Origin of the sequence: Aeromonas sp. 84A (assembly GCF_051919345.1) — a bacterium.
In the GTDB taxonomy this organism is placed as follows: domain Bacteria; phylum Pseudomonadota; class Gammaproteobacteria; order Enterobacterales; family Aeromonadaceae; genus Aeromonas; species Aeromonas veronii.
In genome coordinates, this window is the sequence record NZ_JBQBEW010000001.1 from 3,227,949 (window position 1) to 3,248,122 (window position 20,174).

Consider the following 20,174-nt stretch of genomic DNA (forward strand, 5'->3'; position numbering starts at 1 on the left):
GGCGAGACAGGGGAGACTTGTCATCAAACAGACTTATAATGGCGTCACAAAAATCATAAATGATTGAACATCTTAACGATTGGCGGCTCGCCTGCGCCCTGACAAGGAGTTTTCATGAAGAAGAACGTCATCTGCGATATCGACGGTGTCATCCTGCACAACAACGATCTCATCCCCGGTGCTGACCGTTTCGTCCATCGCCTGCTGGAGCAGGGCAGCAAGCTCTTGTTCCTCACCAACTACCCGGCACAGACCCAGAAAGATCTGCAAAACCGCTTCCGCTCCGCAGGTATCGAAGTGCCGGAGGAGTGCTTCTACACCTCCGCCATGGGCACCGCCGACTTCCTCAAGCGTCAGGATGGCAAGAAGGCGTATGTGATCGGTGAAGGGGCGCTGACCCACGAGCTCTACAAGGCCGGTTTCACCATCACCGATATCGACCCGGACTTCGTGGTAGTGGGCGAGACCCGCAACTACAACTGGACCATGATGCAACAGGGGGCCAAGTTCGTCGATCAGGGGGCCCGCTTTATCGCCACCAACCCCGATACTCACGGCCCCATGATGCACCCGGCCTGCGGCGCTCTGTGCGCCCCCATCGAGCGGATGACCGGCAAGAAGCCGTTCTATGTCGGCAAGCCGAGCGCCTGGATCATCCGTGCGGCGCTCAACCGGATGGAGGCCCACTCCGACGACACCATCATCATCGGCGACAACCTGCGCACCGACATTCTGGCGGGCTTTCAGGCCGGTCTCGAGACGGTGCTGGTGCTCTCCGGGGTGAGCAAGGTCGCCGATATAGACCGCATGCCGTTTCGCCCGAACCATATTTTCGACTCCGTGGTCGACATCGATATCGTCTAATCACCACACAAGCGTTAAACAGGGCAGGTCTCTCCTGCCCTTGCAGGATCTGTTATGGAACCCATTCTGATCGCCGTGGCTTTTGGCTGCGGCATGGTAGTCAATCTGATTGGCCTGCCCCCCCTGCTCGGCTTTCTGGCCGCCGGTTTTATCCTCAACGGCATGGGATATGAAAATACTCCCGCCCTGAGCGAAGTCGCCGATCTCGGCGTCACCCTGCTGCTGTTCACCATCGGCCTCAAGCTCAATATCAAGACCCTGATGCGGCGCGATGTGTGGGGCACCACCAGCCTGCACCTGCTGCTCTCCACCCTGCTCTTTACCGTGGTGCTGCTGGTCTGCAAGGGACTGGGGCTCGAACTTGCCCTCTCGCTGGACTGGAAACTGGCGCTGCTGCTGGGCTTTGCCCTCTCCTTCTCCAGCACCGTCTTTGCGGTCAAGGTGCTGGAAGATCGCAGCGACATGAATGCCCTCTACGCCCGCATCGCCATCGGCGTGCTGGTGATGCAGGATGTGTTCGCGGTGGCGTTTCTGGCGTTTTCCAGCGGCAAGTGGCCCAGCATCTGGGCGCTCTGGGTACTGGGGCTGCCGCTGCTGCGCCCGCTGCTGTTCAAGCTGCTGGAGCGGGCCGGTCACGGCGAGTTGCAGGTGCTGTTCGGGGTCTTTCTGGCGCTGGTGGTGGGGGCGGCCGGGTTTGAAGTGGTCGGCCTCAAGCCGGATCTGGGGGCCCTCATCATCGGCATGATGCTCGCCTCTCATCCGGCGGCGGCGGGGCTGGCCAAGGCGCTCTTCAATCTCAAAGACCTGTTTCTGGTCTGCTTCTTTCTCACCATCGGCCTCAACGGCCTGCCGACCCACGACACCATGTTGCTGGCACTGGCGCTGGTGCTGGCCCTGCCTCTCAAAAGTGTCCTCTACTATCTGGTCTACAGCGGCGCTCACCTGAGGGTGCGCACCGCCCTGCTCTCGACCCTGGCGCTCACCAACTTCTCGGAGTTTGGCCTGATCGTCGCGGCCATTGCCGCCAAGGCGGGCTGGCTCTCCCACGAGTGGCTGGTGGCGGTCTCGCTGGCACTGGCGGCCAGCTTTATGATCTCCGCCCCGCTCAATGCCCAGAGCGAACGTATTTATCACCGCATCGGCCACTGGCTGCGAGGATTGCAAGCGAGCAACCTCCATCCGGAAGACAGACCCATCGAATTGGGCGATGCGGAGGTAATCATACTCGGCATGGGGCGGATCGGTCAGGGGGCCTACTTCGAGCTGGAGAACAAGTACGGCAACGTCATCCTCGGGGTGGAAAACGACAGCGAGAAACTGCCCACCCTGCGTGCCCAGGGGATGAACGTCATCGAAGGGGATGCTACCGATACCGACTTCTGGGACAAGGTGCTGCTCTCCAATCAGGTCAATCTGGTGCTGCTGGCGATGCCCCACCACTCGGGGAATCTCTACGCCATCGAGAAGCTGCGCAGCCACGGGTTCAACGGCAAGATAGCCGCCATCGTCCGCTTCGAGGATGATATCGCCTCCCTGCAGGAGCAGGGGGTGGATGCGGTGTTCAACGTCTACAACGAAGCGGGCAGCGGCTTTGCCCGTCATGTGATCCGCCGCTTGCAGCCGCTTTGAATCGTCGGGCTGCGGCTCTTGGCAAGGGAATGCGCATCGTTTAAGTTATGCACAACCTCGTTTAATAAAACGAACAATCGCGGGGCCGGGATGGCCCCGCTTTCCTATCTGCCGAAGCCAAGGAGGCACCATGAAGACCCTCAACGACTGGATTTTGCCGGGCCGCCACGAGGCAGCCCCTACCCCGCTGATGCCAGCCCCCGAGCGCATTAAAGCGGGCAACCCGGCGCAAACGGTGTGGAACCACTACTCCGACCCAAGCCAGCAGTTTCACGTGGGCTTCTGGGCTTGCGAGCCGGGCCGCTGGGCCATCCACTACACCGAGCACGAGTATTGCCAGCTGCTGGAGGGGGATGTGGTGATCCACGACAGTCTGGGCGGCCAGCTGGTCCTGAAACCCGGGGATCAATTCGTGATTCCGGCAGGCTTTGTCGGTGAGTGGGAGACCCTCACTCCCTGTCGCAAGGTCTATGTGATCTTCGAACCCGCCTCGGCTTGACGTTCACGTCACCCTGCCCCGTTGCAACAATCCTTATCCTGTTGATCTGCTTGACGCTTACGGCATGATTTTCTGCGGTTTTCCCGCTTGCAAAAGGTTTTTCCGCTAGGCATTGTGTCTGACGAGGAATGTAAATGGAATTTCGAGCCCAAACGTGGGGGGCTCATATAAAAATCAAGAGGATTACCGCCAATGTGTTCAATTTTCGGCATTCTGGATATCAAGTCCGATGCAGTCGCCCTGCGCAAATCGGCGCTGGAGATGTCCAAGCGACTGCGTCACCGCGGGCCTGACTGGTCCGGCGTCTACAGCTCCGACAAAGCCATTCTGGTACACGAGCGTCTGGCCATCGTCGACCCGGGCAATGGCGCCCAGCCGCTCTACAACCCCGAGCGCACCCATGTGCTGGCGGTCAATGGCGAGATCTACAACCACAAAGAGCTGGAAAAGACCCTCAAGGTCGACTTTCAGTTTCAGACCAAATCCGACTGTGAAGTGCTGCTCGCTCTCTACAAGGAGAAGGGCCCGGCGTTTCTCGACGATCTCAACGGCATCTTTGCCTTCATTCTTTATGACGCTGAACAGGATGCCTACCTGATTGGTCGCGACCACATGGGGATCATCCCCCTCTATACCGGTCGCGACGAGCACGGCAACTTCTATGTCGCCTCCGAGATGAAGGCGCTGGTGCCGGTCTGCAAGAGCGTCGAAACCTTCCCGCCGGGACACTACCTGTGGAGCAAGGATGGCGAGCTCAAACAGTGGTACAAACGCGACTGGATGGAATACAGCTCGGTCGAGCACAATGTCAGCGACAAGGCCGAGCTGAAAGCCGCGCTGGAAGCGGCGGTCAAACGCCAGCTGATGTGCGACGTGCCTTATGGCGTGCTGCTCTCCGGCGGGCTGGACTCCTCCGTCATCTCCGCTATCACCAAGCTCTATGCGGCACGCCGCATCGAGGACGATGGCAAGAGCGAAGCCTGGTGGCCGCAACTGCACTCCTTCGCCGTCGGTCTGGAAGGGTCGCCGGATCTCGCCGCCGCCCGCAAGGTGGCTGATCACCTCGGCACCATCCACCACCAGATCCACTTCACCGTGCAGGAGGGTCTGGATGCCCTGCGCGATGTCATCTATCACCTCGAAACCTATGACGTCACCACCATCCGCGCCTCCACGCCGATGTATCTGATGGCTCGTTACATCAAGGCGATGGGGATCAAGATGGTGCTCTCCGGTGAAGGCTCCGACGAGCTGTTCGGCGGCTATCTCTACTTCCACAAGGCGCCCAACGCCCGCGAGTTCCACGAAGAGAACGTGCGCAAGCTTGCCTCTTTGCACCTCTATGATTGCCTGCGTGCCAACAAATCGATGGCCGCCTGGGGCGTGGAAGGTCGTGTGCCCTTCCTTGACAAGGAGTTCATGGATGTGGCGATGCGCCTGCAGCCCGCCGACAAGATGTGCGGCAAGGGCAAGATCGAGAAACACATCCTGCGCGAAGCGTTCGAAGATCTGCTGCCCCACGAAGTTGCATGGCGCCAGAAGGAGCAGTTCTCCGATGGCGTGGGTTATTCATGGATCGACAGCCTGAAGGCGATGGTCGAGACCGAAGTGACGGATCAGATGTTCGAAGCGGCGGCATTCCGCTTCCCCATCAACACGCCGCTCACCAAGGAGGCCTACTTTTACCGCGCCATCTTCGACGAGCACTTCCCGCTGGAAGCCGCCGCCCGTACCGTGCCCTACGGCAAGTCGGTCGCCTGCTCCACCCCCACCGCGCTGGAGTGGGATGCCAAGTTCAAGGAGATGGCCGACCCGTCCGGCCGCGCCGTGATGGACGTGCACCAGCAGGGCTACTAAGCCCGAACGGGTTCACCCGGGCGGATAACGCCAGATAGTAAAAAGCCCTTCACCACGGTGAAGGGCTTTTTCATGTCCCCGCTGCCACGCCCGCCAAACCACATAAGACCACGCAGATAGTTGATTTTTCATAAATATTTAATTTTTTTACCTGCTGACCATTCATTGACAGGGTGTGCTTCGATTGACTATGCCTGAAGGGTGATCAACAGGATCACCACGATGACAACAAGGATCGGGAGGGGGCATGGACGCTAACACTCTATCAAGGATCGGCCTGCTGGCAACACTGCTTGTCAGCCCGGCTGCGATGGCCAATGACAATATCGTGGTGCTGCAACTTGGCAACGCCTTCAGCAATGAAAAGCTCGACATAAAAATTGCCGATGCCAAGTTCCACCATATGTTTTGGCGTTGGGGAGATTCTGGCTGCCAATTTGGACTGGGGGTGCGTGGTGGGACGCTCAAGGTAGAAGATGAAGAGACCGCCAGACTGGGAGGTGGCGCCCGTATAGAATGCCAATGGGGTAACTGGGTGACCTGGCTCCCCGGCGAAATGGTCTGGCTCGATCAGTATCAATTCGGAACCCGCGGCCACGGCTACAAGGATTACGGCGGCCCCTTCCAGTTCGCCCTGGGTATCGGCTTCGGTTACGCCATCACCAAGAATTGGCTGATCGGTTATCAGTATGAGCACATGTCCAACGCCTATATGTATGACAAGAACCCGGGGCTGGACAGCCATACCCTCCATATCGAGTACCGGTTCTGATTACAGGCTTATGCCTTGGTCTGTAGACTACGCAACGGAATACAGGTGTGCATGGTCCAAAACGACCAGACGATAACATCGTTCACCAACGGCGATGCCACCCAGAAGAAGAATATCGACGTGCAGCTAGAAGAAACGCAGGAGTGATAACTGGATCCGAGAATGGCCCCACAATGTGGGGCCATTCTCATTTCTGTCTGACAGCACACCGAAACATGACCAGGGAAAGTCGCCGCATGAAGTGCGCCGTCAGGCAGAGCGGCATCATACAAGAAGATCCTGTTGCTCAACATTACAGGAAGGGTGAACCGCTTATAAAGGCGCTGTCGCCATTTAGGAAAAAGAAAAAGGCCACTATTTCTAGTGGCCTTTCGTAACTCTTTGAGTTTAATGGTGCCGAGGCCGGAATCGAAGATGACGCACCAAAGCCTCTAAAATCAACGAATGCGCATTATAAAAAACTCATCGTATACCTATCCGTATACCAATAATATTTTAGTGCCACAGCCCCTGCATGGATCTCTGTGACTAGGTTGGATCTTATACGTACAGGGGATCGAGGAAGTCGCGCATCTTGCTGATTGAATCCAACAAGAATCTCAATCAACAAAGGTGATACTCCAACCGGTACACTAGCAAGGAGCAGCTGAAGCATTGCAGGCTGGTCTGGGGGTAAATCAATCCGCCTGTTCGCTGCCCTATCTCTCAGCTTAACGCTTCTCAATTTCGCTAAACCACTCCCCGGTACTCCAGTTACCGGTATTCTGGCTCGTTCTGACCCTGACCGGAAAATTTATCAACCGGAGCGCCTTGTCATGAACATGCATCGCGCTTTCCTTGTATCTACCCATACTCATTTTTAGTGACTTATTTGCGTCATTGGTGATGATCACGTACCCATTATCAATCACACAGCGAGTCAACACCCCAAAATCATGCCAAACAAAACCACTCATCATTAATCCTTACCGTAACGTTGAACAACAACCGCCGCAGTGTAACTGCTACTTAACACCACGGCATGAATCGTTCTCGAAATTAGCCCCTATCAGTTGCACAGCAGTGGGCTGGGCACACCGCTGGAGCTAACAAACAGGCCCTTGATCGCCCGGGTGGCGGCCACATGCAACAGCGCCCGCTCATTAAACAGGGCATCGCGCAGCTCAACCGGATCGTCGGATTGAATGGCTTTGGGCTCTGGCACTACACCATCGTTGATGCCGGCAAGAAACACATACTGAAACTCCAGTCCCTTGATGCGGTGCATGGTGGCGATGCGCACCCCGGGATGCGTCACACTGTCAGCGCTGTCCTGGCCCAGCACAAAGGTAGTGATGCCAGCGTTGTTGAGCTCAGTGGTATATCGCTCATAGGCATACTTGGTACGGGCTGTGAGACAGATATCGGTATCTGGGGTGCCCTCTTGCAACAACGCTTTGATCTGCTCAGCGATGGTGGCTGCCTCTTGCTTAAAGTCTGCATGATGGGTCACCAGCGGTGCCTCGCCATGCATCAGCGACAAATAGTCTTTATCGGTATCAGACTCGCCATCGAGGTTATCGGTCGGCACCCCATTCAACAGCGCCACGGCGAATTTGCGGGTCTCTTCGGTGGTACGGTAGTTGATCTTGAGTTTCTTGCTGCGCCGACCGCGCACATTGATACCACACTGACCGAGCACCACCTTGTTTCGATAGATGCGCTGGTGGCCATCACCGACGATGAAGATGTCGTTTTCGCCTTCGGGGATGAGATGGCGCAGCAACACAAAGGCAGGTGCGCCCATATCCTGCGCTTCATCGACCACCAGGTATTGATAGGGCAGCTGCACCTGCTTCTCTTTAAACAACACCACCGCCTCAAGCATGGCATCGTGCATTTCGCGTAACTTGGCGCGCGCCAGTTGTGCCCGATACTCTTCAAATACCGGCCAAATCTTGGCCCGCTGCAAGCGTGAAATGGCCGTGCCTCGCCCTAATCGGCTCACCTTGAAGTAATCCTCGCGGCTGTGAACCCCATTGGGCTGCACCACACGATGCCACTCTTCCAAATAGAAATTCTCTGGCAGATTGAGGTCTGTGGGCAGCTGTTGCAGCGCATACTCCCAGCATTTGCGGCGCACCGGATCGCTGTCATACACCACCCGAAAATCATAACCGTGGCGCTTTAGTTGATCGGTCAGCCAGCCATCGATATGGATCACCTCAATTTTGGTCAGCTCTTCACGGCTGCACAACCGCTGCAGGTTGGCGCGAATATCGGCCGCCAGGTTTTTGGTGAACGTAGTGAACAGCACCTTTTTGCCGGGCGCGGCTAACAAACGCTGCGCCAACCAACGGGCTCGGTGCATGGCGACCACGGTTTTACCGGTACCGGCGCCGCCCAGCACCCGCACCGGACCATTGGCGTGCGCTTCCACCAGCTTGCGCTGGCTGGGGTGCAAAAATACCCGCCATTTTTCCAGCGGGGCGTTGAGCATTTGTAGCAGCTCCAGCTCGCTCTCCACCACGGAAAAGTGCCGCTGGCTACGCTTAATCGCCTGTTCGAAATCGTCGGTATCAACCTTCACATCCGCAGCATCATTAAACTCGGCCAATACCTCGTCATACTCCAGCCCTTCGGCCAACCAATAGAGCGGCTCCCAGGCATCGGCCGGCATCACCCCCTCCAGCTGGTAGAGCTCGCTCAAGTTGGTCAATGCCATCACCCGATCCAAAAACAGCGCCGGCACCCCGAGTGCCATGATCTGCTCGGTCGAATAGTCGGCAAATAACGGGGTTGGCTTGAATGCGATGGGCAGATCAGGATCGTCCAGCGGTGGCTGCACAACCAGGCTGGTGTCGATCACCTGCAACGCACCTGTAGCGGGATGAATTTCACACTTATGATTTTTAGCCCAAGAATAAGCATCATCATGCTTATCTACCCACAACAGCATATAGAGATTGCCCTGCTCGGGTTTGAGCACAATGCCGCGGTAGTTCTGGTCGATGCGCACCGAATGCACATTGGTGCTGCTGGTATCGTGAATCTTTTCGTAGTTAAGCCCCTTGCTGGTAGGGTCATTACGAAACTTGGCAAGAAACTCCATCACCTTTTTTTGTTGTGCTTTGGGGATCTTGGCAAATGACGTTAAAAAGCCATCGGATATGGCAACTTTCAGGGATGGCAGTGTCATGCCTTACCTCCTGTAACTAATTGGGTCAGTGTGTCGATAAGCTCAGCGTCAAGTTCGCCATGGGTCAGTTGCCAACCTTGCGCGATGAAAGCGTCAGCTTGCTGATCGTCTATAAAGCAATGGGCACGGTGTAGCGCTGGCCAGGCCAAATCAGCCTCGGCAATGATGGCCCCTGCGTCATCTTGAAGGGCATACCCCACCTCAGGCACCGGCAGTGGTAATCGTTGCAACAGCACAATCTGCTGTTGACTCAACACTTCCAGCTCTGCCAGTTCTTGCCACTGCGCCAGCACACCAGCATCCAAAGTGGCATCCGACGTGGTGCCGTCTGGTGTCGCTGTGGTAACCAACGTGTCCACTGGCCTCGGAACCTGCCCGATGTTATTGCGGACAGCGTTGCGGCTGGTAAAGGTCATATCCGGCAGCCACTGCAGCAAATTTACCAAGCGCCAAAAACCGGTTAAACCGCGTTCATAGCCATCTGCGAGTGGATTTTGGTCATCAAAACACAGATGCAAGCGCAGGGCCGCACGCAGCTGTTCCGGGGTGGTCTGCGCGTTGACCCAACGCTGAGGCAACACCGAGGCTAGCTCAATAAATGGCTGAGAGCTGGCCAGGGAATCTAGCAAACCACCAAACACAAACGGCTCATTGGGCAGCAACTGCGCCTCACGCCATGCCGGGGCATTCTCATGCATCTCATAGGCAAACTTGTGGCGAATTCCGGCATCTTGGGACTTTTTCACCTCCAGCCATACCCAAGCATGAGCGGCCGCCAGTTTTTGCCAGAACGGCGCCTGAGCACGGGGATCTTGCACATAGGTCAGCAGCAGTTCGAAGCTGTTACGCTCACGAACTTCACTCTCCAGGGTGGCAAAGGTGGTGGTATGGAAGCGGTTATAAAACTGCGGTGCCTTCATATCGAGGTTATGGTGCAGCCCCAACACATCTTGCAGATGTTTGCAGCCAGGTTGGGTTAAATCGCGCCAGGTCAGCGTCCATACCCCATAACGACCGCTATCGCGAATGGCCTGCCGCTTTTGCACATCATCCACCACGCTCGCCTTATGAAAGGCAAAGCCATCGAGAAAAATAGCCAGCGGCTTGCACTGGGCGATATGCCCCAGCGGATAGAGCACAAAATCAGGGCGACAGGGAATACCAACCCCCTGTTTGGGGCCCAGATCGACCTGCGTTTTCAGCTGCCAGCTCAGAGAGGGGCTGCTGCGGGTATTGATGATCCAACCGTCGCCCTCATGGGCATAGCTGCGGCTGACGACCAACTCTTTGCTTTGCGCCAACACATCAATAAAGCGCTTTTCCAGTTCAGAGCCCATCATGGTATCGAGCGGGATCTGGTTGATACTGTTAATGCGTTGCAACTTGTCGCGTACCGCGAGGATCTGCCCCACCAGCAAACGCGCCTTATCGCGCGATACGTACTGCATCTTGCCACGCTCCCGGTAGGCATACACGCAACGATAACAGCCATCTTTACTGGCATCCTGATTACAACCGCAGTCGCACAGCGACTCGTAGGCCAACTGCAATAGTTGCAATAAGTTATCGGGCTCGCGCATCAGCTCCTTGAGTGAGCCCGTGCCGCCCGGCACGGTATCGTAGATCACCAGATACTGGCGCCACGAATCCCCCTCATTTTCCGGCTCGCGATAAACCACCCCCTTGAGGTGATCGACACTGCCCTTGAAGTAGTGCTTAAGCCCCAGCTGGATTGCAGCCCCTAACGAGGCTTCCACTGTCGGATCACTACTATAACTGCTCACCGGCAGCAAGATGCGCACCGCCTCGGATTCCAGCTGACGATAGAGATAGAGATAATCTTCAAACTGCGCCTTCTCAGGCATGCTCTTGTATTTACAGCTCAGATCGTGCTCTTTGCGTGGATCTTGATTCACCGGATGTTGCACCATGCCGCAGCCCAAACAGACCTTAAAGCCGCTGCAACGTTTAATATCACCGGCGATGCTCAGTTCCAGCGCATCTTCAGTCTGCTTGCCAAAGTTGATATCACGCAGGGTCACCTTGCTTAAAAACTCAAAACCAAACGGCACTTCTCCGTCGCTGATCGCATAGGCTGCGGTCACATCCTTAGGCTCATAACTCACCAGTAATTGGCGCTGATAAAAGGCCGGTTCTCGGCTATCAGACTCATCGCCAATCTGGCTGTCACGAGCACTGGCGCGGGCATAGACCTGACGCAACTTCAGTAACGTGGTCTTCTGACCTGCGTCAGCCCAACCCGGGGTCCCGCACTTAGGGCAGTATTTATGCGGGTCACCGTTTTGGTCGATGTTTTCACTGTGATTGCAGTGGCTACACAAGCGCCAGTGCTCTGGTTCCGACACCTTGAGATCAATTTGTTCAATCTCGACCTTATGACCACCAGCATAAAAACTATTGAGTGGCGCCAGCTCGGCCAAGGCGGTCGAAGCCGGGCGCTCATATTCGTAGGTCGCGGTCTGATAACTGCGCCCCTCTTCATTCTCATTTTTACGCCACAACACAGAACGCAGGGTAATACCCGCCTCAGGGAAGGCGTAATTGGGTAATATTCCCTCATCGGTTAAAAAGTTCAGCGTCTGCTTGTTGTTGATCTGGCTGACTAAGGCTTGCAAGGCTTGGCGTTCGGTATGCAGATCACGCATATCCGAATCAAAGTTCTGATCGCGCGGCCCGGTTTCGAGCTTATCGATGCTGCGCTTGAGCTTATCGATGCGCGCCTTGAGTGACTTACGATCTTCAAGCAACTGTTGCAACGCCTTGTCGATGCGCAGCACCAGCGAATGCTCAGCCTGCTGCCCCATCAAATAGTCATGGAGCTGTTGCAGGGTTTGCGGCTCAAGATCGGCAAACACAGCGGCAAAATCGGCAGCAAGCCGGACCCTCTGCTCCTCGACAAACGCCAAAAAGTTATACGGGAAGCGTTCCTTCTTGCCGCGTTCCACCTCATCGAGCATCTGTTTCACGTTCGGGCTGATCGCCATCGGCGTGATGCCGGTTCTCACCCAACTGTCGAGGCAGAAAGCCGCCAGTTGACGCTCCAAAATCGCCACGGCGTTAAGAAACACCCCCGGCGGCTGCACCTGGCCCTGCATCATCTCCAGCGGCTCTTCAAAGAAGAATTGATCGTGTGGATTGCCTTCGGCCAGGGTGATATTCAAGGCGTTGCCATCTTTACGCCCGGCACGGCCAATGCGCTGCAAATAGTTGGCCTGCGCCGGTGGCACCGAACAGAGCAGCACGCTAGAGAGATCGCCCACATCGATACCCATCTCCAGGGTCGGGGTGGCAGACAGCAAATTCACCTGCCAGGCGCGAGTGCCGCGATAAAACGCCTGCTCGGTGGCCTCGCGCACCTCGCGGGTCAGCAGCCCGGTATGCTCGGCACCCACCACCCGTGCCACATCCAGCCGATCCCAGCGCAATGCACTCGCTTGGGCGGTAAGCTGATATGTCCCGGTGCAGCGTAGCGACATACAGGGCGCCCCCTGCCACTGCCACGCCTGTGCACTGGGGGCAACCAGCGTCTCTCGACAGTCACTGCAGCATAAGCGGCTGACTTCACGGGTTACCGTGAGCGCCTTGGGCACTATGCCCCAGGCTTCGCCCCTTTTGCTGTCAAAGCGGGCCATCAAGCCAGCCTTGGTTAAGGTCTCCAGCAGCTGGCGCAGCACGGTTTCGCTGACGCTGCTAACAAACAGACGCTCACCCTGGGCAAGGGTAAGGTTGAGCCAGTGCTGATACCAGCTGGGGTTGGATTTGGCGCCGAGCAACTGGCTAAAGCTTTTATTGCGCTCGAAGGTGGCATAGGCCGGTTTGCGGGTGCGCGGACCGATGGTAGGCATGTAGCGTGAGGTGCGTTCACGCTGCATCATGCGAAAAGTATCACCGCCATCTTCGCGGTAACTTTCAAACGCCGGGTGCATTACGGCTCCGGCGTGGATCAAGTGCCGCAGCACCCCGAGCACAAAATGGGTGACCTGTTCAAGGGTCACGCTCTGCATCAGATCCCCCAGCTCCTCGCGCCACCTGGCGTGCAAGGGCGGCAACAGCGCATCGAGTAACGAGCCATCCGCCGCCACACAGGCAAAACCGCTGTTTTCCAGAGTGCGGCCAATACCGGCACGCAATGTCAGCTCACTGCATACCTCCCAGTCAAGCCGCTTAGCCACCAGTTCAGGCAGATCCGAGCCCGCGGGCAGAACGTTGTCTTGCACCAGTGTCTGATAATCGTTCAGCCACAGCATATTGGGGGCGATAAAGCGGCCGACAAATTCGGCCTCATCCTGACTGCGGGCCTTGGCATCAGCCAGCACAGCGGCGGCAAACGCATCGAGGGTGAGTTCGCCCTGCTCAGGCAAGGCACTGGCTATCTGGCCGCGCAGCACCAAAGGCCAGGTGCGGGCAGTAAAGAAACTGGCGCGGTGCGCCGCATCTTGCACCGAATCAGAGAAGGTAATGAGCTTTTTGTGCTCATTAAAGCGGCTGCCATAGAGCTGGTGGATCATCACTGACGAGAGGCTGGCGGCGCGCGACCCCATGATCGACAAGCCTTTCGAGCTGCCGCAGTAGGGGCAATCGGTGGATGAGACCAGGGTATCTTTGCGCTCTTTGAGCAGATCCGGCACCAATACCCGCAACAGGCCTTCATGGCCACACTGCTCGCAGGCCGCTTTGTCAGCGCGATTGAGAGTCAAACACTGCGGGCATAAGTGCCGATGATCCCCGCTAACCGCCTTGTCACTGAGATCAGGGAACGCCATCGCCAGCGCGCGCCCACTATCGAAGAACTGGCGGTAGATATCATCCAGCTCCGTTTCAAGCTGGCGGCTCTGGCCGTGGCGCATGCTGGCCCAACCGGTAGCGTGGCAGTCGCGGCAGTGCACCACCGGCAGGTGATGGGTTTGCTCGTCGGCCAGCAGATCGCTGGCAAAACGCAGCTTGGGTTGCTTCTCGACCGAGGCCACCAGCCGGCGCAGTTCGCGCAGCCACAGTTGGGCGCGCAGTTGCACCAATGGGCGTACCGGACGCGGTTTACCATCGAGTTCCCGTTGCGCACGCGCCGCTGGCGATTCATTAACCGGGCTACGCGCTAGCGCCAACAATGCCAGCCAACTTTGCAGCAACAGGCGGGCCTGCGCCGCCGGCAGCGACAGCATCACGGCAAAACGTTCAGCGCAGCTGTGCTCGGTCAGGATCCCTCCCTGCAGATCGGCCAGCAGCAGATGCAGGGCACTGTGCTGGCGCATCAACTCACCTAGGCGGATACGCACCTCGCGCCCGGTATCGCAGTCGAGATCGGCGGGCAGCACCAGATCTTCTGCGGGAAACCACAGAGCCAACTGGGCATTCAGGTAAGCGTGATGATCGGCGTAACTGCTTGCTTCGAGCCGGCTATCCGGCTCGGGGAAATAGCTAAAACGCACCGGTGAGTCTTGCAAAAACTCGGCGGCACTGAGGCGGTCTTCGCGGATCACCGCGCTGTCATCAAACGGCTGCTCGAAGATCTGGCTGGCGTAGTCAAGCAACTGGCCTAGCTCATCGCCCACCGTGGCAGAGGTGCCCACACAGGCGAACTGGCCGTTATCCACCGCCACATGATGCTTTAGGCGGCGCACCAAACACGCCAGGTCAGAGCCTTGAGCACCATCGAAGGTGTGCAGCTCATCGACCACCAAAAAGCGCAAGCAACCCGGTGTGTTGTAGCGCCACAGCGGCTGATCCACCGGCCGCATCAACAGGTAGTCGAGCATCTTGTAGTTGGTCAGCAGAATATCCGGCGGGTTCTGGCGCAAGGTTGGCTTGTCGGTGATCACCTGCTTGGGTCCCATCACCTTGCTGGGAAACTCATCGCTATCGCCGACAAACAGGCCAACCGTCACCCGCCCATGCAGCTTGGGATCACTGGCAATGTCACTGGCAAAACGGCTGGCCTGATCGGTGGCCAACGCGTTCATCGGGTAGATGATGATCGCCTTGACCCCCGCGCCGGCTGTGGCGGCGCAGTGGTTAAGCAGCGGATACATAAAACATTCGGTCTTGCCCGAGCCGGTGCCGGTGGCCACCAGGGTTGGCTGGGGGTTGGCGCCGCCTAAACGCTCAAAGGCGCGCGCCTGATGGGCGTGCGGCGGGAAGGGCAACCGCAACTGGCTGAAAAAATCCAGCGGCAGTGCGCTTTGGCGAAACGGCAACTGCGCCGAAAAATAGGGCCCCTTCAGCAAGGTATCCGGGTCTTGCAAAAACGCCTCGAGGGTGTGGTGCTCCGGTTGCTCAGGGTCGCCGGCAGCCTGGTTAAACAGCGGGCTATTCATCGGGAAGGCGGCGCGCAAAAACTCGGCCACACTGTCGGCCACCTGCCGACTGACAACAGAAGGCAGCATCAGCCATGTTCCTTATGGTTGTTGAAGAAGTCCCACGCCACCCGATAGTCATCTTCGCGATCCGGTTTGATAAAGGGCGCTTGCCAGGTGATGGTACGGCGCACCGCGCCGCCCGAGCGGGTATCGTCGTCGAAGGTGACACTGACCGAGCCGGTTTTCAGATGCTGGATATCCTCCCAGCCAATGACCAGTTCAGCGCCCGCTTTGCCTGAATCAGCCCCCGTCCAATCGGGGCTATCCACCCCATAGACAATGCCGGCCTTGAGGTCGGCTTTGCGCGCCTTGCGCGGCAGGCCAACCCCGACCAGCCCCTTGCTTGGGGTAAAGACGATGCGGCCCACTTGGTCATACCAGGTATCGGCTTCGTACTGGCGCATCACCGGGAACTGCACCCGGTAGATGGTCAGCAGTTCATCGAGGGTCAGCCCCAGCGCTTGGGCTGCCAGCACGTCAATTTCGACCAGCGCCTGACGGCGGCTATAGTCGCTGCGCAGCGCGCAATCGCGTTGCCAGTCAGGCGTCAGATTAGAGAAGAAGCGCTGCGGCAATTGCGGCAGATCGCGGCTCCAACGCTGATGGGTAAAGTCACTATCAAATGCTGTTTTCCAAAGATCGGAATACTTGTCAACCACACAAGTAAGAGCAAGGGTTCGCACAAATGCTGACTGTTTTCTTCCATCAGAGAAAGATGTGACAGAGAAATCGTCCAACATCTGATGCAAATTGGCTTTGCCTGTTGACTTGCACATAAAGTCGTATGGTATGGAGATAACTTGACAGGCATGTTCAAGTAATAGCTCGATTGAAGAGTACGCATAAGAGCGAGCCCCGTTCACATGTCCGCTCTCTGGTGGAGCAATGGCAGCAATCAAAGTCCGCTCGCCAGACTGGGAAAGCATCGCCCTTATTATCAACCGATAATAATCCGTCACCTTTTTTGGTTCGGTTTGGCCCGGTTCGATCCAACTCACCCGTGGGGTGCGGCGGGCATACTCCTCGGCATTGCAGGCCGGAAGATAGTTGGTGCGCGGCAGGTAGTCGTCCGGCAAAGTCAGCAGATCGAGGCAGTCATAATCGCTATTAAGCGTACAGTTGGCGCGAGGCGTTTTATTAAATGGATTACCGACAAAGAAATGCGGGCCAGAAAGCACCCACTGGCCGGCATGTTGCGGGAACTGAGTTTGGCGCTGGATGGTGCCATCTGTTTGCTGATTGGTTTCATGCCACATTTCCAGTGACAAATACTCGCCCTGCAAGTCCCCCAGTCGCTGCGGTTGAGCGGCAAATTTTTCCAATACCGTAACCAATTGCTCCGCATGTAAGGCTGGTAATCGCGCCTGACTAGCAGGAGTACCTTCTGCATCATAGAGGCGAGCAAACAGGTCGAGCTCTTTGCTACCGATTGACACCAACCGGCTATGATGCCCCGCAGTGTTCCAAGTGACTTTTATTTTTCCATCTATTTCCTGCTCATCTTTTATGCCGGGAATATCACCAGCCCCTGAGTGGGAAAAACACACATCAATAGTCTGAGGCGCATAAAGATTACAAATGTTATCAAACTGTATTGCGTCTGGTTCCACGCGATATATATTGCTGCTGAACTTTGCATGATGATCAACTTCAGCAAACAAGCTTAACTCATTCTGAAACTGAAAATGCGCCCGCAACCGTGGGTAAATTTGCGCCCGTAATAAGCCGCCTTTGGGGTCGTCATAAATGCCTTCGGGGTGCAAAAAGCCGGCCACGCCTTGGTTTGCACCCAAGCGCCAGGCTTGCGGTAAAAAGCACTTATATAAATTGGTCTGGGTGCCTTTGAGCACCGGGTAATTTTGCAGCGCATTAAGGAAGTTCTGGGTCGCTTCACAGCCCTCGTATTCGGAGCGCCAGGCATTCTCCAGCGCTGGAATGCGGGCAAAAGTCTGTTCCCGCAGCTTGACCAAGTTACTGGCTGAAAGCTTGCGCAGTACAAACTCCGGCTCAAAATCGCCGAGCACCCCGGCCTCTTGCCACTCCACTTTAAGCCAGGGCGGGTTACCCAGCATCAGATCAAAGCCGCCGCGCTTGGCAAACAGGTCGCTAAATTCGAGATCCCAATGGAAAAAGCGCTGGGCGTTGGCAATCTCATCCACCAACTTGAGGCGTGGCAACAGCGCAAACAGCTGCTTGCGCTGCAATACCCCCTGCTGGCTAAACAGCGCCAACTGCTGCGCCGGTGCCTGCTCTGCCTCGGGCGCAAACTCCTCTGCAAATAATTGCCCCTGGGCGGTGGCCGGAGTCTCTTGCGGCGCGGTGGTCAACATCACCCCATCGAGCAGGGTTTCCAGCTCAAACAACCACTCATCGCGGCTGGGCAGGTGTTCGGCCTGGTCTATCGGCCAAAACCACAGCGCGCACCAGTAATTCATCACCCAGCGCAGCTTTTGGTAGGCGCTGCTCTCCTGACCGCGCCCAGCCAAGCGCGCATCCTTGTCGCGGAGGCTCGATAACGGCTGTGCCGTGCTTGGCGCCGGCCACACCGGGTGGCTGTCGCCGGTTTGCGACCGCTCATGCGCGAGCTGCTGGCGGTGCGCTTGCCACAGCTTATCCACCTTGGCACTGATGCGGTCAAGGGCGACTTGCTCATCGGCGGTGATGCTGGCGCAAAACGCCTTGCGCCAGCCATCGAGTGCTTTTATATCATCGGGATAACGGGCCTTGACCGTTTTGTCGCTGTAGCTGGCCATGCCTAAATCGGGCAGCAAGAAGTGAAACACCTGCCCAGGGGCACGCGGCTCACTCATCGCCAGCTCGCTGGGCACGCTGTTCAGCCAGCTCGGGTCTTTTTGCTTTTTATAGCTGAGCTCGCTTTTGCTAAACACTTGGCGGCGCGCGCCAATCAGCGAGTTGCCGTGATGCAGCTGATAGCCAAACCAGGGCACAAAGGCATCGCCGCTGATGGCGTTGAGCCACAACGACACCTCGGCCAACTCCACCGCCACCGGGTTTAAATCCACCCCGTACACATTGTTATCGGCAATAAACATCTTCACCCGCTGCAATTCGCGCGGATAGCTATCTTGCGGGATACGCCGCCCCTCGGCCTGTTGCTTGAGTTGCAAATAGGCTTCGGCCAACTGGTTGATGGCTTCGTTCAAGAAGGCTGCGCTGCCCATGGCGGGCTCGCAGACGGTGAGCGTCAAGATGGCATCGGCCTTGGCATGGGGGTCGCTAATCGGGTCGATTTGCGCCTTAAACAGCTCTTTGAGGGCGTATTTGACCAAGGATCGGGTCAGCACCTCCGGGGTGTAGTAGGACGCGGATTTTTCCCGATCGCGGCCAGCCATGCGGTAGATAAAGCTGCCCTTGGGGTGAATGCGCAGAGTCCCTTTCCGCTTACCTGGGCGGTCTTCTGGCTCAAATACTTTTTCATTTTCGTGATACTTGCCAATCTCGGTGGCCGTGACGAAGTAACCGGTCTCCAGCGGGTTAAACTCCTCGCCGGCTTTTTTCACTTCATATAAGTCATCGCTGGCAAAAAAACCGCGGTAAGAGAGCAGCGCCTCATAGACGGCGCCCAACTGGTTGATGCCAAGCTGGCGATAGGAGATGCGTCCACGGCGCCCCTTGCCAGCGCGGCTTAGCGACATCAAGTTGATGATGTTAAGCAGGGTTTCGTTGCGAAATACCACCTTGTTGAGGTGCGGGGTGTTGCTGTTGGCAAACAGGTGGCTATCGAGGCGCGGCACGCTAAATTGACTCTGGTGCTGGCTTATTTGCTCGCCGCTTAGGGCATCCGCTTGCACCGCGATGCCGCCTGCGTAGCCTTCGCGCACCAGCTTGAACAGCATCTGCAAGCTGTCGTGCAAATAGCGGCCATGGCGATCTTCCTCACTGGTGAGGGTGATCATCTCCAGATCGCGCAGGCTCTCCAGACTATAGCCTTGCAGGTAGGTTTTGGCTGTCATCGGCGCAAAGCCGAGTTCGGGACGCGCCTCGATGTAGAACAAAAACAGCAAACGGTACATGTAGCGCAAGCATTCGCGGCTGAGCTCATCGGGGCTGACCGCCCGCTGGCCACTGTAACCGGCCTGATTGTGCTCAATCAGATAGCGCATCGCCTCGTTGCCGAGCAGCTCGATGCTTTCGCGCAGGGCAAATTTGAGATCTTCCGATACCCCAAAGGCGTGCTTGTGGGCGTTGTCATCCAGGGAATCGAGATAGGGTGCGCCGCTGCCGGGCAGCAAGGAGTCTTTGTGCAGCAAGGCGGCCAGCGCCTTGAGGGTGGCATCTTCTTTGCGGCTTAAGATCTCATCGAGTTCAAAGCGCAGCAGGCGGTTTTGCGCCCACTTGGTTCTGTCGAGCAACAGCAGTTGCCGGCTACCGAGCAGCAACACAAAGCGTGGCGGCTCGGCCTGGGTAAACACCACAGAGGAGAGCAATTCCTGCCAGCTACGCGGCTCACCGCGACTGTTGTGGCGCAGCAGTTGGTTCTGTTTCGGGTCGCTGTCAGCGGGCAGTTGCAGCGCATGCAGGGCCTGGGCAAGCGGATCGCCCTCTTCTTCACTGTCGAACGCTTCGGCAATCCACAACCAAGGGCTGCCATCGGCACTCTCATAGCTGGCCAGCAGCGGCAAGCTGCAACCTTCATCGAGCGGCTGCAAGGTGGGCGCGAGCTGATAACCGAGCGCGCTTAGCACTGCTGCTTGGCGGGCGCGCTGCTGGCTAAGTTGCTGCGCGATATCGCGTTGTTTCTCCTGCTCGCTGAGCTGGCGAAAATAGCCGCTGGCGAGACTAGCGAGCTGATTCCATGGGGCACGATAACCGGGGGCGACCGTTTTGCCCAGCTCCCTGGCGGCGCGTTCCTGGTCGCGGGCGGCTTGCTCTTGTGCCTGCCAGGGTTCGAGCACACTGCGGATGTCACTGCCAAACACCTCGTCGAGGTAGTGATTGGAGTAAAATTCGTTTTCGTTAATGATGCCGACCAGTGCCATG

8 protein-coding genes are annotated in these 20,174 nt (G+C 57.2%); 5 read left to right on the forward strand and 3 right to left on the reverse strand.

Features of this window, described 5'->3' with window-relative positions; all coding sequences use genetic code 11:
- Window positions 1-114: 114 nt before the first annotated feature.
- The 5 genes from ACTG20_RS14620 to ACTG20_RS14640 all read left to right on the forward strand — a co-directional run bounded on the left by ACTG20_RS14620 (window position 115) and on the right by ACTG20_RS14640 (window position 5,621).
- Complete coding sequence (locus ACTG20_RS14620) at window positions 115-864, forward strand: HAD-IIA family hydrolase (protein WP_005337281.1); 750 nt, start codon at window positions 115-117, stop codon at window positions 862-864.
- Window positions 865-918: 54 nt separating this feature from the next.
- A complete protein-coding gene (locus ACTG20_RS14625) occupies window positions 919-2,493 on the forward strand; it encodes a cation:proton antiporter family protein (RefSeq protein WP_005337288.1) in 1,575 nt (524 codons plus the stop codon).
- A 130-nt stretch (window positions 2,494-2,623) separates the two neighbouring features.
- On the forward strand, window positions 2,624-2,992 hold the full coding sequence (locus ACTG20_RS14630) for a cupin domain-containing protein (protein WP_429077204.1): 369 nt from the start codon (window positions 2,624-2,626) through the stop codon (window positions 2,990-2,992).
- Window positions 2,993-3,184: 192 nt separating this feature from the next.
- On the forward strand, window positions 3,185-4,849 hold the full coding sequence (gene asnB, locus ACTG20_RS14635; RefSeq protein WP_307895093.1) for an asparagine synthase B: 1,665 nt from the start codon (window positions 3,185-3,187) through the stop codon (window positions 4,847-4,849).
- Between the two features lie 247 nt (window positions 4,850-5,096).
- Window positions 5,097-5,621: an acyloxyacyl hydrolase gene (locus ACTG20_RS14640; RefSeq protein WP_150996243.1), complete on the forward strand. Its 525-nt coding sequence runs from the start codon at window positions 5,097-5,099 to the stop codon at window positions 5,619-5,621.
- A 1,048-nt stretch (window positions 5,622-6,669) separates the two neighbouring features.
- Here the strand turns inward: ACTG20_RS14640 and ACTG20_RS14645 are convergent.
- Genes ACTG20_RS14645 through ACTG20_RS14655 form a run of 3 tightly spaced genes read right to left on the reverse strand, consistent with a single transcriptional unit; the run spans window position 6,670 to window position 20,173 of the window.
- On the reverse strand, window positions 6,670-8,799 hold the full coding sequence (locus tag ACTG20_RS14645) for a DEAD/DEAH box helicase (RefSeq protein WP_005350915.1): 2,130 nt from the start codon (window positions 8,797-8,799) through the stop codon (window positions 6,670-6,672).
- Window positions 8,796-15,200 carry a DEAD/DEAH box helicase gene (locus tag ACTG20_RS14650; protein WP_439987756.1) on the reverse strand — a complete coding sequence of 2,135 codons (6,405 nt, stop codon included), beginning with the start codon at window positions 15,198-15,200 and terminating at the stop codon, window positions 8,796-8,798. The genes ACTG20_RS14645 and ACTG20_RS14650 overlap by 4 nt, the downstream gene beginning before the upstream one ends.
- Window positions 15,200-20,173, reverse strand: coding sequence for an Eco57I restriction-modification methylase domain-containing protein (locus ACTG20_RS14655; RefSeq protein WP_439987757.1), 4,974 nt, complete (start codon window positions 20,171-20,173; stop codon window positions 15,200-15,202). Before ACTG20_RS14655 ends, ACTG20_RS14650 begins: the two co-directional genes overlap by 1 nt.
- Window position 20,174 lies beyond the last annotated feature (1 nt).

Bases quoted from the DNA above. Each gene is read 5' to 3' on its own strand.
- ACTG20_RS14630 (WP_429077204.1), top strand. From the start codon at position 2,624: ATGAAGACCCTCAACGACTGGATTTTGCCGGGCCGCCACGAGGCAGCC.
- ACTG20_RS14640 (WP_150996243.1), top strand. From the start codon at position 5,097: ATGGACGCTAACACTCTATCAAGGATCGGCCTGCTGGCAACACTGCTT.
- ACTG20_RS14655 (WP_439987757.1), bottom strand. From the start codon at position 20,173: ATGGCACTGGTCGGCATCATTAACGAAAACGAATTTTACTCCAATCAC.
- ACTG20_RS14650 (WP_439987756.1), bottom strand. From the start codon at position 15,200: ATGCTGCCTTCTGTTGTCAGTCGGCAGGTGGCCGACAGTGTGGCCGAG.
- asnB (WP_307895093.1), top strand. From the start codon at position 3,185: ATGTGTTCAATTTTCGGCATTCTGGATATCAAGTCCGATGCAGTCGCC.
- ACTG20_RS14625 (WP_005337288.1), top strand. From the start codon at position 919: ATGGAACCCATTCTGATCGCCGTGGCTTTTGGCTGCGGCATGGTAGTC.
- ACTG20_RS14645 (WP_005350915.1), bottom strand. From the start codon at position 8,799: ATGACACTGCCATCCCTGAAAGTTGCCATATCCGATGGCTTTTTAACG.
- ACTG20_RS14620 (WP_005337281.1), top strand. From the start codon at position 115: ATGAAGAAGAACGTCATCTGCGATATCGACGGTGTCATCCTGCACAAC.